This window comes from Paenibacillus sp. G2S3, from assembly GCF_030123105.1.
In the GTDB taxonomy this organism is placed as follows: domain Bacteria; phylum Bacillota; class Bacilli; order Paenibacillales; family Paenibacillaceae; genus Paenibacillus_AQ.
This window is the reverse complement of sequence record NZ_CP126095.1, coordinates 749,781-762,452: the sequence shown is the minus strand read 5'-3', so window position 1 is coordinate 762,452 and position 12,672 is coordinate 749,781. Positions and strand designations below refer to the sequence as shown.

The window sequence follows — 12,672 nt, the reverse complement described above, 5'->3', positions numbered from 1 at the left end:
CGACGATGGCAGCTGCATGATATATCCAGTCCGCCCAACACCATGCTGGTCTTATCGGATGTACGGTACACCGGAGGATTGCACCACGTCCTTTAACATACCGGATACCATTAACTATCAAAATTTTAAACATTACGTATTAAATATGAAAGATGAATCGATATAGACCGGGACAATTCCCAAGCGCCCTTCCTACCATATAATAGGATGCTTACCACAAAAGCTGGCCAAAGCATTGCAGAGGCAATGATTTTCCACCCAAAACGGCCAGCTTCAGACTATTGTAGCCAAAAATCGTCGTGATCGCTTCGCTGGCCAGCACCAAATTCGCCTTATTTCATAACCGGCGCTAAGTGTAGTTTTCGGTAGGTTTTTAACATTTCAAGCAAAAAGGCAGCCTCCTCTTCACTAAGATTATTAACTGGTAGCTGCTGAAAACGATCGTCCCTCTTCCTCCTCTGGTGCTCTACATAACGATCCACCGTAACAGCTACGTTCACGATGTACTCGTCTTGGAGATCATAGCAGGTAAGAGCAAATAGTTCATGCCAGCTCTTATCTAAAGCCTTACACAGGCGTATCGTTTCCTCGACTTTGACCGGAGCACAGCGTATGTAGTAACAATCAAAAATTTCCTTTAATCGTTCCTGGCTAATCCCCGTCTCAGTAGAAAGATCGGTAAGATCTTTGAACTCCCATTGTATATTTTTACTATCAGTTTTATCTAAATATCTGTAACTAAGAAATGATGGCCAATATGTTGTGATCTGATAATTACCGCCCTCCACTGCTCTTAGTGCAACGGATTCAGGAATGAACTCCCCTCGAACATCAACTCCAAGCTTAACGAAGGCACTATTGCGGTAAAATGAAACCAAAGCTTGATACCGCGAGATATTGAGCGGCCCAATAACCTGATTAATAAAACCAATAGTGACGGAATTATCCCCTCTCAAAATTTTACTAATGTGTGAAGCACTATATCCCAACATATAAGCCAAGTATTCCTGCGTCCATCCGTTTCGTATTCGTACACTCTCCAAGAGATCAGAAAAATCCTTTGTCATACACATATCAACTCCCAATTTGTAATGTAGCATGTAGCAGTGAAGTGTCTATACTAAAAGACTATTCATTGCTAGTCTCATATACTGGTAAATATAGCAATATAGGAACTATAGGTCAAGGCGATTTATTGCTAATATCTATTATTTCAGTTCGTCAGCTGCAGTTTATCCCTGCACTGTCGGTACTGTCAGAAGAAAATAATGCTTTAGACTGAAAAATAAAGTGTTCATCTCAAAAAAATACTAGACTGTAGAGAACATTAAATTTACAGGTATGTTAGTTGAATTAAACAAGAGCACAATATTACCAAAAAATTTGGAGGAACAGCCCTTGTTTAAACGGATTATTTCATTGGTTCTTATCTTTTCGCTATATATTGGAATCAGCAATGGGCTACTCATCGCATCAGCTAAACCTACGCTAGCTTATCCAAATGTTGAATTGGAAAAGCTGAAAAATGTTGCGGATTTTAAATTACTTACACCGTCTTACTCGGTTCAAATATATAAGTTAGAAATTAACGAACCATATCCGCTTGTTCTTAGTCAATCAGACTCAAAAGTTAGACTTCATTTTTTTGATGCCTCAGGAGAGACATATTTGTTTGCGATTGAATATCATAAGGCGGTTGGTCATAAAATAAACCAAGTTGTCACTAGCATCGATATCCGTAACCAAACAAGTACAACAAGAAATATAGGCGAAGATTTAATTATAATGAACGTGGAGAGAAATTTAACATAAACAGAATCGAAGGGCGATTTGAACCTTGGGCTAACCATATACCAGGAGGGATATCTATGATTGTTACAAAATGGTACTTTCATTAAATTCGACAGCGGAGATTTGACTAAAGAGGAAATTGTCACGTTAGCAAATCAATGAAATAATTAAGTGGTTAAACTCTAACCGAAAACGATAGTTTAAAAACCCACTTCCCGTTAAGGGAATGGGTTTTTGTTAAAATCGATATGTAAATCTTATAGTCAAACTGTACTTTGAGTTTAGATACATTACGCTGAACCGTATCGTAGTGAAGTCTTAACTATCCAAAAAATCAACCTGTAGGAAACTATGATGTTAGTAAAGAATCAAGATTAGTATTTATATAATCACTAAATGGTATTTGTTTAGATATATAAGTTAAATTATGCTGTTGATTATGAGAAGCATAGTCTAATACAAGTTGTTTGGTTATTCTTAAAGCAACATTTATCTTTGAGTCAATAATTTGATTTAAATCAAATGTTTTTAGGAGTCTTTCCCCATTAAATCTTGCTTGATTTGAAAGATAAGATATTAATACTCTACCAATATGGAAATGATAATACGTCGCAACTGCTACATCTACTTCATCTTCAGCAATAAAAGATTGTTTTAGATAAGCTTCAATTTTTTTCATTAATTTAATTGAGTTTGAATATACTTCCATTGGTCTAGTGGTTGGAAATAATCTGTTATAATCTTGTTCGTTTTTTGTTAAGATTGTTGGATTGGACCTTGCTTTTGAGGGATTCTTTTCGACTAAGGCAGTTAAACATTGTGATAAATAATTTATTGAAATAATTTGTTTAGTAGGTTTTTTTAAATTTTTATAATAGTTTTTTCTTCTATCATAATAAAGATCATGAGATAGTAAATAGTCTTCAATATCTCTTTGCACTTTATCTGTTGCCCTTAATAAAGCAGGTGGAACAGGATTATGAGAGTTATTTGATTTTATTATTACATCGGTTGTTTCTTTTTTATCCGTAATTATTATTTTCAGTAAAATAGATCGAGAGTCTGATTCTGGAAGTCCCTCTGCAAATGTATGGTATATTGAATGAGAAGTTTGTAAACCGTTAACTATTTGAACATTATCCAAATGCAAAGTCTTTCCTGTTAAGGTGCCATTTTCAGCTATAATCGTAATTCCATTATTTAACCACCAAAAATCTAATTCATTCTTATTTTTTAATGTTTGTATTATTTCAGAATTAACAGTTGTGTTGTTTTGATAATCACGAATATTAGATTCAAATAGATATTTCCTTAAAGAATTATCCGTTGAATCAACAAGAAATTTGAAGTATTCAATTACATTTACTGAAGCGATATAACCTCTTTCATCAGTCTCTTTATATTCTAGTGCAATTGGATTCTCATTTAATTTTAGTTGAAGCGAGTAACTAGGTTCTTTACGAGCTAACGTTAAAATAGTTGATGCATCAATTATTTTAAAGTCAAAAGTAATATTACCTAAGTTTGTTTCTGTAATTTTTGTTCTTAGTGTTTCAATTTTATGAATGTAACTATAATTGTTATGTCTTGGACCATAGATGTTTGAAGCATCGCCTTTACAAACATGATAGAAATTAATATTAATTCTAGGATGTTTTGAAGCAGTCAGTTTAATAAGTTTGTGAATTAGTAATATTTTGTCTTTAAGTGTTTCGGATATCACTCCCTCAAGAGTATTAAAATCCTTTTCTAAATTAAATAATTCTTCACTAGCTACGATGAACTTATTAATAACATCTTCGGAAATAGTATCAGTGTTTTTGTATTGTAAAAAGTGGAAATCAAATACTGGTTTATTGCTTGCTTGAAATTCTTCTTCAGAATTAATTAGCTCATCATTAGCAAATATAAATATGCCATCAATACCATAATCTTTTTTCTCTCCAACTAATCCAAGCTGTATTTCTTCAAAACTAATATCATAATCCTTAAATATTTGATTTGTTGCAAATGATTCGAATGCTATGTCTGCATTTTTCAGATTACTTTCCCTCAAAAACTCTTCTAGCAAAATATTAAGTAGCGTGACTTGATTGCTCATAATCCACCTCATTAGATATGTATTTAAACCCTACTATATATATTATTGTATCATATAGTAATTTTAGTGAGTGCCGAATTTCCTAAAAATCTCACTTACATCCACTATGGTGAACCTTATCATAAGTGAGGGCAATTTTTTGAGCTAGTAGCATTACAGGGGACGCATATTGAACTAACTGGAAACGTTAGTTCAATGAAACAGCGATAGTCTAGGACTTTATTTTCTCGTCCTTTGCTGTCGCTGTTTCAATTTCTAGGGTAAGTCTAAAACTTATTTTATGGAGTCTGACGGTATGACGATTCAAAATACCGCGGGGAATAAGAACATCCAGTCTAATACTTTATTTTCTGCTGGCAGGAGAAACGCGCAGTGGAAAATCCTGGACCCTTTCAAGCGCCCTGATAAGCTTTGCAGCGAGCGGCAAGTGTCATCCAGGCCGCGCCTTCCGGCTCTCTTCAGGTCTTGCCCTCCCACGCCACCGGGTACCCACGGTTGCGCAGCAAAAAAGCCCAATGGAACGGCAAGTGTGGGCAAGTGCTTTTCCTGCCAGTCGCTTGGACTTTTAGTGGGTGGTGGGGTTTCGTGGCCAAAATTCTATTGTACTGGCCATCTAGGTACAAGGCTGCTCAATACGAGCAGCGCCGACATCGTGCCAACTCCTGCAGATCCTCATACTGGCTCGATTGTGGGAAAATACCGTTTTACCAATCGGGCTATGTGCTATTATAGAAATCAGCATAGCAAGGGAATCGTGTGAAAAAGAGGAGTCGAGCAAATTGATGTATCGTGGACCTAAACCCAGTGTTGTTATTGATACATGTATATGGATAGATTTAGTTAAAGGCAAATATGAAAAGCGCATGCTTACTATACTGGAAAACCTTGTTATGGATTATCACATTAAACTAGTTGTGCCCACTCAAATAGCCCACGAATGGAATAGAATCAAAAATGAGCGCATTCTAGTTGCAACAGATCACTACTTGAATGCAGCTAAAAATACAATAAATGAGGCATTAAAAATCGCAAAATCTTCAAAGCATACCGAAATAAGTGCTCAGCTAGAATTGAGCATGACTTTGCTTAAAGAATTAAAACCTGCAATACTTCAAGAATATACAGATTTATCTCAACGTATTGATAACTTATTTAACAGTAAAAAAACCGTACACATAAACTTAAGTGAAGCAAAGAAGTCATCGTTAATTGACGATGTGCTTATGAATAAAGAGCCCTTTTTTAAAAAAGATAAAAAGAAAAGCATGGGGGATGCGGTTATTTTTTTCAGTATCCTTGAATACATGGACGATTCTAACCAAGAATTATATTTTATCAGTAGCAACACTGAAGATTTTGGAAAGGATCAGTTAGATATCAACCTCCAGGAAATCGTGGACGACAATTTCAAGTATTATAGATCTTTGCCTGCAGCAATTGAAAGTCTGGAGGAGTGGAGCGAGGAAGTAAAGGCTTATCTGCAGTCAGAAGAGGAAGCAGAACAAATGCGTCAAGAGAGTGATTGGCGTAATGCTATATTAACTATTGGCAATTGCGACGATTGCGGCGCAGAAAATGTACCAGGAAGATATGCATATATCTCTGGGGATCTGGCGGTGTTGGCATTCTGCTTAAATTGTAACCCCTTCCCTCTTAATTAAATGGTAACCATATTCAGCTTCAAAAACTCTCTACTCCGGATTTTTACTGATAGAATCGCCTTCTGCTACTTTGTTCCGCGGTCTGATCCTTCCGAATGCGGGTGGAAATTTCGAACTAATAATTAAAAAACATAGGGGCCGGCTACTCTTAGCCAGTCCCTATGTTTTTTAGCCAGTTCTTAATCACATTTTACCTTTGATGCACTGATAATTGCTTGGTTATCAGAAAGCCTGATCTTTTGAATCTCCCCGGTAGCACTATTCAATTCAATATTGTAAATATAAACATGCTCTTTTGGCGGATCAGGAATTGTTTGTAGTACATCATCGAGCGCAGAATCATAAACGTAATTGATATTTGAGCCGGTAACTGCCAACTCCGGAGTCTGCTTAAAATGACCCTTTGCTACCTCGATCTGTATACCGGTACTTAAACCACGATAAACTTGGTAAGCACCTTTGGACTCCAAAGATAAAATGATCGCTACTGCAGATCCGTCTCTATATAAGATTGCTACTCCAGAGGGATACATACAAAACACAGTGAAGCCATTATTGTCAAAAGAAAATAAAGTTCTAGACTGAAAAATAAAGTATTAGACTCAGAAAACAAAGTAGTAGATTGAGGGTGTTTGATTAAGCTAATGGGCAGGTTAGTGGAAGAAATAACAATTAGGTGTGACTGGGAAAGTTGGCGATGATATAAAAAAAGACACCGAAGTGTCTTATGTGCTTTCAAATCCAGCTCACCGATAAATTGGAATTTTATGCTCTCTTAATCCGATATCCAACAATCATTATCTCATTAACTCAGTGCATCTTGACAAGAGCCGTTAAGTTAATCGATATCTGAAAATATGTGATTAAATAATTCTAGCTGTTTTAAGAAATTCTATTTCCTTTTCGTATGTATTACAAGTATACGGAATTTCGAATAAAGATATATTATGTGACTTGGCATAAACACGTTTTAATTCGTCATTCTTTACTTGAGACTGATATTGTGAAACACCACCGAACTCAGCTATAGGCTTATAATGCTGTTCACCTTGACACTCAATAAGACATTTAATGCTATTATCTGAACCGAGAACAGCAAAATCATAACGCAACAATTTCTTATGCCCTACACCATATAAGTCTTGAAACTCAACTTCAACTCTATATGCTACATTATATTCTCTCAGTATTTTTATAGTTCGCCATTGAAATGATGAAATGTTATGACAGTCACAATAAGCATCACAATAATATCCTTCTTTCGCTCTATATCCGTATGCATCAATTTTTATCTCAAAATCTGATGATTTAAATTGATATTCTTTACCACAAAGATAGCAATGACATTTATATAACTTGAATACTTTAAATGTGCCCCCATTCTTTTTTTGTTTATTAAATATTACAGGTTCTTCCTCATAACCATCATCAATACACTCTAATATCTCTAATGATTCATGTATGGTATTGGAATAATCAATATTATAGCTTGTATCCTTTACTCTAGGGTACGAAGCTAGTCTCTTTTTAATACGCTCTTGCTTTATCGCACAATCATCCCCGCAATCTCTCGATTTTTTTCTTAATAAAGTAGTTCCATTAATATAATGTACTTTTCCGCATTTACACTGGCATTTGTAATTCATGTAAGACTTATATAATTGTATCCAGCTATCAAAAAAATCGACAGAATCAATATTATGCTCAATACTTCTTTCCCCATTTATAAACTTTTGCTTATTTTGTTCTAGGTCTGCAATTCCTTCTTTAGCAACTTCTTCTTGATATGCTTCAAAACCACCGATTATAGTAAAACATCCATGTTTCTTTCCAATAGGCAATACGCTGTCCATGTATTTCAAGCCTCCCCCATTTATAATATAGACACTAACGATCTATCGAATACTTATGTATAATTCTAATTTCTCTGTCTATTCACCTGAATAATATTATATGTTTGTGAGAAATAACACATAAACTAACGGGTGCTTTATTTCAATATGGGGTGAAGCCTTATTCTTATTCAACTAACGGGCAGATTAACACAACAAAACTCCCATACGTACGTTAAAGTATGTAGTAAGTTAGATACATATAGCATAGAGGACGGAACATGAACTATTTCACAAAAGAGTGGTATGAGGAAATACAGATTAGAGGGTTTTTGGTATTCCATGAAACGGAAAAGGATTGGGAAGAAGATGTCGCTTCTTATAAAGCGGTAGGGATGAACTTTGAAGAAATCTGTAGGGACGGATTAGCGTATTTGAAAAATGACTTACTAAAATTTCTCCCTAAGATCTTTCACCCCTATATTCATAACGGAAAGGTAAATTCGCATTTCCCTTCGGTAGAACTTAGAAAAATGGCTGAGCAGTGGCGAAATGAGTACGATAAGCGTATGAGCATTATTGGAAATGAATACCTTCGAAGCTATAAGTCGATAAAGGACTCACTCCCAGACAATGTTGTTCAATTGTGTGAAAAGTCGTTACACGATCCAAGAGTACTTTCACTTGAAATACCTTCTGAGGACACGTTCATAATAACCTTAGATTCTAGAGGAGGATATTATTATTACACCGATGTAAAATTAACATTTATAGGCGTGAAAAACCTTCAACCTGCTGACTTAAGTATAGGCAGTTACTGGCTTTATGACGAGGTTTACTCCACAGATGCTGGTTTTCAGCTTAACGTTTTATTTGGAAGTCCTTTAAGGGAATTCACCATCGTAGCAGATAATGTTCTAATTGATTATTGAGCTCCCATGGAAGAACGCAATTACTTCCATAATCTGTGGTGTCGCGTGAGCGACATAGATGGCTAACGGGACACGTTAGTTAAATCGTCAGGGCTATCTAGGGCTTTATTTCCAGTTCAAGAATGCCATAGATTTTATTTTTCAGCTATTTTCTTTGAACAATTACTGTAATATCGATATTTGCATCTGACTCTGCACATGCATAAAAAAGAAGACGCACAGGAGAGTTTCCCGGTGTCTTCTGTTCATTTAAGCTGAAATTCGGTGAATTTTTACATCAATTTTACATCAAGTCTGTTCTACGCCATCTGTACCACCGACATTTTTAATCTGTACCATATTGGAAAACCCCAGTAAATAGAAGAATTTCATTTCACTGTACTATTCCTAACCAACAACGCCACCGACTCCACATGTACCGTATGCGGGAACATATCCACCGGAGTTACCTCCACTGTCTTGTACCCTCCATCTTCGAGCACCCGCAAGTCCCTTGCCAGTGTCGATGGATTACACGATACATACACCACACGTTCCGGCTTCATTGCCAGGATCGTCTCCAAAAGTCGTGGATCGCAGCCCTTACGCGGAGGATCGACCACGATAACATCTGCCGTAACCCCCTGCTCTTTCCAGTTAGGAATGACATCCTCAGATGCGCCTACCTCAAACACCACGTTATCCATACCATTCAAAGTGGCATTCGCTCGAGCATCTTCAATCGCTTCACGTACGATTTCTACACCGTAGACCTGTTTAGCATGCTGTGCAAGGAACAACGAAATCGTTCCGATACCGCAATAAGCATCTATAACAGTCTCGTTGCCAGTAAGTCCAGCATACTCCACCGTCTTACCATAGAGTACCTCGGTTTGAGCCGGGTTAACCTGATAGAAAGAACGCGCAGAGATTGCAAATTTCACATCGCCGATATAATCGTAAATAACGTCGTTCCCCCACAGGGTACGCGTTGTATCACCGAAGATTACATTTGTCTTCTTAGTGTTCACGTTCTGGCAAATGCTTGTTACGGCTGGGATTTCACGGCGGATCTCAGCGATCCATTCGTCAAGATGTGGGATACGGTCACCGTTCGTGACGAGGACGACCATCATCTCACCTGTGCGGAAGGCAACTTTCACGACAACGTGACGCAGTAAGCCTTTGCCGGATTCTTCGTCGTAAGCGGAAATGCCGAGCTTCCGTCCGATATCTTTCACCTTGCGTACAACGTCATCGTTGTCTTCATGCTGAATCAAGCAGGTTTCCATATCGATGATGCGGTGACTACCCCGTGCGTAAAAACCACCCACAAGGCCGCCTTCTGTTACGCCAATCGGCACCTGCGCCTTGTTGCGATAACGCCAAGGCTCGTCCATGCCCAGTGTTGGGCGGACGACAATACCATCTGTCTGAGCCGCTTCAGCGTTCCCGCCAGCATCACCACTCACCTGGAGCTTCCCAATCCGCTCCAGGTTGTCCACCACCAGCTGCCGTTTCCACGCCAGCTGTGCCGCATAGTCCATATGCTGCAGCTGGCAGCCGCCGCATTGGTCATAGATCTCGCAAGGCGCCGCGATGCGGGCGCTGCTCGCCTCTACTAAATTCAGCAGCTTGGCGTAGCCATACTGCTTTTTCGTCTTGAGCACCTTTGCCCGGACCTTCTCTCCGGGAAGAGCTCCCTGCACAAAAAGGGTAAAGCCTTCAACGCGGCCTACCCCTTCACCTTCATGGGTCATGCCGATGATATCGAGCATAACCTCATCATTTTTATTCACAGGCAGTCCGGCGACAGGCGCCTTGCCGACTGGGCGGCTGGTGCTGCGTCCACTGCGGTGTTTACTCATTATTTATAGTTCACTTCTTTCATTATCATCGCTGTATAAACCCACTATATCTTCAGGTTATTCTTAGCTTTGCATCGAGCTTTAGTTATTCTCAGCAAAAATCCGCAAATGCTGTGGCAAAATCCGGAATCGCCCTGGCAATTCTCCACCCAATTCTCCATCCAAGTTCAATTGGACATGTCCTGGAGAGATTACATCCATCGCATCCGTACGGAAATAAACAACCTTTTTATCATTCAAATGCTCGCCGCGAAGGGCCAATCTGACCAAACGAACAAACTCTGCCAGGTTGCATTTTTTAACTGCAATAACGTCTAACAGACCGTCATCGATACGAGCGCCGGGAGCAAGCTTTTCAAAGCCGCCAACAGAATTCGTATTTGCAATCAGGAACAGCATGAACTCATCATGAATAACTTCCTGTCCATTGGCACGAATGATTAGTTCCTGAGGTGACAGGCTGACCATTTTTTCAATACCTTTTAAATAGTACGCAAGCTGCCCTATCATGGTCTTCAGCTTACTAGGAACTTCATATGTCAGTTCGGTTAGACTACCGCCGCCTGCTATATTAATAAAATAACGGTCATTTGCCTTACCGATGTCAATCGGACGTGTCTCTTGGCGAATGATCAGATCACAGGAATCTTCCCAGTTCTTCGGGATCCCCATTGCACGTGCAAAATCATTAGTAGTACCAAGCGGCAAAACGCCGAGCGGGGGAAGATTAGGCTTCTCCGCCATACCATTAATAACCTCATTTAAAGTGCCGTCGCCACCGGCTGCTATGATCAAATCATAACCGCGTTCTACTGCATCTGCAGCAGCTAGCATAGCATCGCCTTCTCCGGTTGTTGCATGGCAGGTGGCTTCAATGCCACCAATATCCAGCCGGTCCAAAATATCGGCGAGCCGCTTCTTCATTTCTTCCCGTCCAGAAGTGGGATTATAAATCAATCTCGCAGTTTTCATTACCGGAACGCCACCTGTTTTTATAATAGAATAACCTAATTGATTATACCTAATTCGGACCACTACAATCAATGTTAAAGGCCCTTTCATGCAAATATTCCATTATACAGCAATTAATGACACTAAGTTAGAGAAAAACAACTATTTATATGTGTATGCAACAAATCCCGTATTATCCATGGATGTGGGCACTTTTTTTATGATTAAGTGTGCTCAAGGGTAGGTGCTTTATCGTTTCATTCGAATCTGTTCGAGGAGTGCCTCTACCTGTCTCTCAATCCAATGCGGAAGAAGGGGATGGGGCAGAAGCGTTTGACCAGAATACTTATAGGTTAGCCCTTTAAGTCTGTTCGGAACCACATGCTTAGTAAAATAGCCTTCACTCAAAAAAAGCGGCGCCACCAGTACCTCGTGACCCTGCTCCTGCCAATACTCTACCTTGCTTCTTACACTATCCGGACTCAGCAGACCATAGTCAGCCGCCGCTACACCACTTACCTCACGTACTCGCCCCGCCAGCGAAGATATTCCTTGCTGCCACCGCTGCCGGAAACCATCATAGATACTGCCATGACCCACCAGTAGAATCGTCTCTCGCTTGGGTTCCGTAGACAGCTCACGCAGCTTGTCCCAGATCATTACAGCGATGTCCGGATCATCGTCGATAGGATAACCATAGTGAACTTTAGCTTTCACTGAGAACAACGCTAAATCCGTCTCACGTTCAGGCTCAGGTTTGGCGCCTAGTGCATATTCTATCTCATCAACATGTGTGCTTCCTGAGGAAACGAACAATGGGATCACAATAATATCTGTGACCCCTGCGTGTTCTAGCTCATTTATTCCATCTTGAATCAGACGGCCCTCTACCAGCTCTAAAAAAGAGACCACCACAGGAATCTTTTCACCTAGCGATAATCCGCTTACGGCTTCCTCCACGATCGACACCCAAGCCTCGTCGCGAGAGCCATGACTGATAATAAGTACGCCCGGTACCATAAATTAGCGTCCCAAACGTTCCAATGTTAATTTATAACCATCATTGCCATAGTTCAGGCAACGTTTTACACGGGATATCGTAGCTGTGCTTGCACCCGTCTCTGCTTCGATCTGGTTGTAGGTCGAGCCTTTGCCGAGCATACGCGCTACTTCCAGTCGCTGCGACAGCGATTGAATCTCGTTCACAGTGCACAAATCATCAAAGAACACGTAACATTCTTCCATATTTTTTAACGTTAAAATAGCTTCAAATAATTGGTCGATACTTTTATCGTTTAGCTTCTTCAGCTGCATAAGATTATCATCCCCTAATGTGTCTTTCTTGCTCTACTATATTGCACTGGAGCGCATTTTTCAAGCATTAACGATTTCACGCTGTAAAGAGCGAAATCGACGGACAAACGTCCACCCCTGACGCACACTAATAATGAACCAACCTACGTTTGTTTCTCCGTACCTAAGAAAATAGCACCTACACTATAGTACTACATAAGCGCCGAAAATCAAGCATGTACACGCTTTTTTCACTTCTTAAAG

The 12,672-nt window shown here is 39.4% G+C and carries 11 protein-coding genes; 3 read left to right on the top strand and 8 right to left on the bottom strand.

The genetic code is table 11. The annotated features are described in order from the left end of the window. Positions 1-332: 332 nt before the first annotated feature. On the bottom strand, positions 333-1,067 hold the full coding sequence (locus QNH28_RS03435) for a helix-turn-helix domain-containing protein (RefSeq protein WP_283910171.1): 735 nt from the start codon (positions 1,065-1,067) through the stop codon (positions 333-335). A gap of 331 nt (positions 1,068-1,398) precedes the next feature. Here QNH28_RS03435 and QNH28_RS03430 point away from each other — a divergent pair, with 331 nt between their 5' ends. Beyond that, positions 1,399-1,812 (top strand): hypothetical protein, encoded by a 414-nt coding sequence (locus QNH28_RS03430; RefSeq protein WP_283910170.1) that lies wholly within the window; start codon positions 1,399-1,401, stop codon positions 1,810-1,812. 328 nt (positions 1,813-2,140) lie between these two features. Here the strand turns inward: QNH28_RS03430 and QNH28_RS03425 are convergent, their stop codons facing one another. Further along, a complete protein-coding gene (locus QNH28_RS03425; protein WP_283910169.1) occupies positions 2,141-3,892 on the bottom strand; it encodes an AIPR family protein in 1,752 nt (583 codons plus the stop codon). Between the two features lie 782 nt (positions 3,893-4,674). On the opposite strand from QNH28_RS03425, the gene QNH28_RS03420 reads away from it, so the two are divergent. Continuing rightward, complete coding sequence (locus QNH28_RS03420; RefSeq protein WP_283912040.1) at positions 4,675-5,553, top strand: PIN domain-containing protein; 879 nt, start codon at positions 4,675-4,677, stop codon at positions 5,551-5,553. A 179-nt stretch (positions 5,554-5,732) separates the two neighbouring features. Here QNH28_RS03420 and QNH28_RS03415 read toward each other — a convergent pair whose 3' ends face one another. Both QNH28_RS03415 and QNH28_RS03410 read right to left on the bottom strand, forming a co-directional pair. After that, positions 5,733-6,023 carry a hypothetical protein gene (locus QNH28_RS03415; protein ID WP_283910168.1) on the bottom strand — a complete coding sequence of 97 codons (291 nt, stop codon included), beginning with the start codon at positions 6,021-6,023 and terminating at the stop codon, positions 5,733-5,735. Between the two features lie 393 nt (positions 6,024-6,416). Further along, entirely contained in the window at positions 6,417-7,406 is a 990-nt protein-coding gene (locus QNH28_RS03410; RefSeq protein ID WP_283910167.1) for a hypothetical protein, read from the bottom strand. A gap of 260 nt (positions 7,407-7,666) precedes the next feature. On the opposite strand from QNH28_RS03410, the gene QNH28_RS03405 reads away from it, so the two are divergent. Then, positions 7,667-8,317: a DUF4085 family protein gene (locus QNH28_RS03405; protein WP_283910166.1), complete on the top strand. Its 651-nt coding sequence runs from the start codon at positions 7,667-7,669 to the stop codon at positions 8,315-8,317. 368 nt (positions 8,318-8,685) lie between these two features. On the opposite strand, the gene rlmD is transcribed toward QNH28_RS03405, so the two are convergent. The 4 genes from rlmD to QNH28_RS03385 all read right to left on the bottom strand — a co-directional run bounded on the left by rlmD (position 8,686) and on the right by QNH28_RS03385 (position 12,429). Further along, the gene (gene rlmD, locus QNH28_RS03400) at positions 8,686-10,164 is read right to left on the bottom strand and encodes a 23S rRNA (uracil(1939)-C(5))-methyltransferase RlmD (RefSeq protein WP_283910165.1); all 1,479 of its coding nucleotides are present in this window, start codon (positions 10,162-10,164) and stop codon (positions 8,686-8,688) included. Between the two features lie 81 nt (positions 10,165-10,245). Then, entirely contained in the window at positions 10,246-11,136 is an 891-nt protein-coding gene (locus tag QNH28_RS03395) for a diacylglycerol kinase (RefSeq protein WP_283910164.1), read from the bottom strand. 228 nt (positions 11,137-11,364) lie between these two features. After that, positions 11,365-12,135 carry a sirohydrochlorin chelatase gene (locus QNH28_RS03390; RefSeq protein WP_283910163.1) on the bottom strand — a complete coding sequence of 257 codons (771 nt, stop codon included), beginning with the start codon at positions 12,133-12,135 and terminating at the stop codon, positions 11,365-11,367. A gap of 3 nt (positions 12,136-12,138) precedes the next feature. Then, positions 12,139-12,429 carry a YerC/YecD family TrpR-related protein gene (locus QNH28_RS03385; protein ID WP_019913624.1) on the bottom strand — a complete coding sequence of 97 codons (291 nt, stop codon included), beginning with the start codon at positions 12,427-12,429 and terminating at the stop codon, positions 12,139-12,141. Positions 12,430-12,672: the final 243 nt, after the last annotated feature.

Excerpts from the sequence above, each read along its gene's own strand:
- QNH28_RS03435 (WP_283910171.1), bottom strand. The coding sequence starts at position 1,067 with ATGACAAAGGATTTTTCTGATCTCTTGGAGAGTGTACGAATACGAAAC.
- QNH28_RS03425 (WP_283910169.1), bottom strand. The coding sequence starts at position 3,892 with ATGAGCAATCAAGTCACGCTACTTAATATTTTGCTAGAAGAGTTTTTG.
- QNH28_RS03420 (WP_283912040.1), top strand. The coding sequence starts at position 4,675 with ATGTATCGTGGACCTAAACCCAGTGTTGTTATTGATACATGTATATGG.
- QNH28_RS03410 (WP_283910167.1), bottom strand. The coding sequence starts at position 7,406 with ATGGACAGCGTATTGCCTATTGGAAAGAAACATGGATGTTTTACTATA.
- QNH28_RS03405 (WP_283910166.1), top strand. The coding sequence starts at position 7,667 with ATGAACTATTTCACAAAAGAGTGGTATGAGGAAATACAGATTAGAGGG.
- rlmD (WP_283910165.1), bottom strand. The coding sequence starts at position 10,164 with ATGAGTAAACACCGCAGTGGACGCAGCACCAGCCGCCCAGTCGGCAAG.
- QNH28_RS03395 (WP_283910164.1), bottom strand. The coding sequence starts at position 11,136 with ATGAAAACTGCGAGATTGATTTATAATCCCACTTCTGGACGGGAAGAA.
- QNH28_RS03390 (WP_283910163.1), bottom strand. The coding sequence starts at position 12,135 with ATGGTACCGGGCGTACTTATTATCAGTCATGGCTCTCGCGACGAGGCT.
- QNH28_RS03385 (WP_019913624.1), bottom strand. The coding sequence starts at position 12,429 with ATGCAGCTGAAGAAGCTAAACGATAAAAGTATCGACCAATTATTTGAA.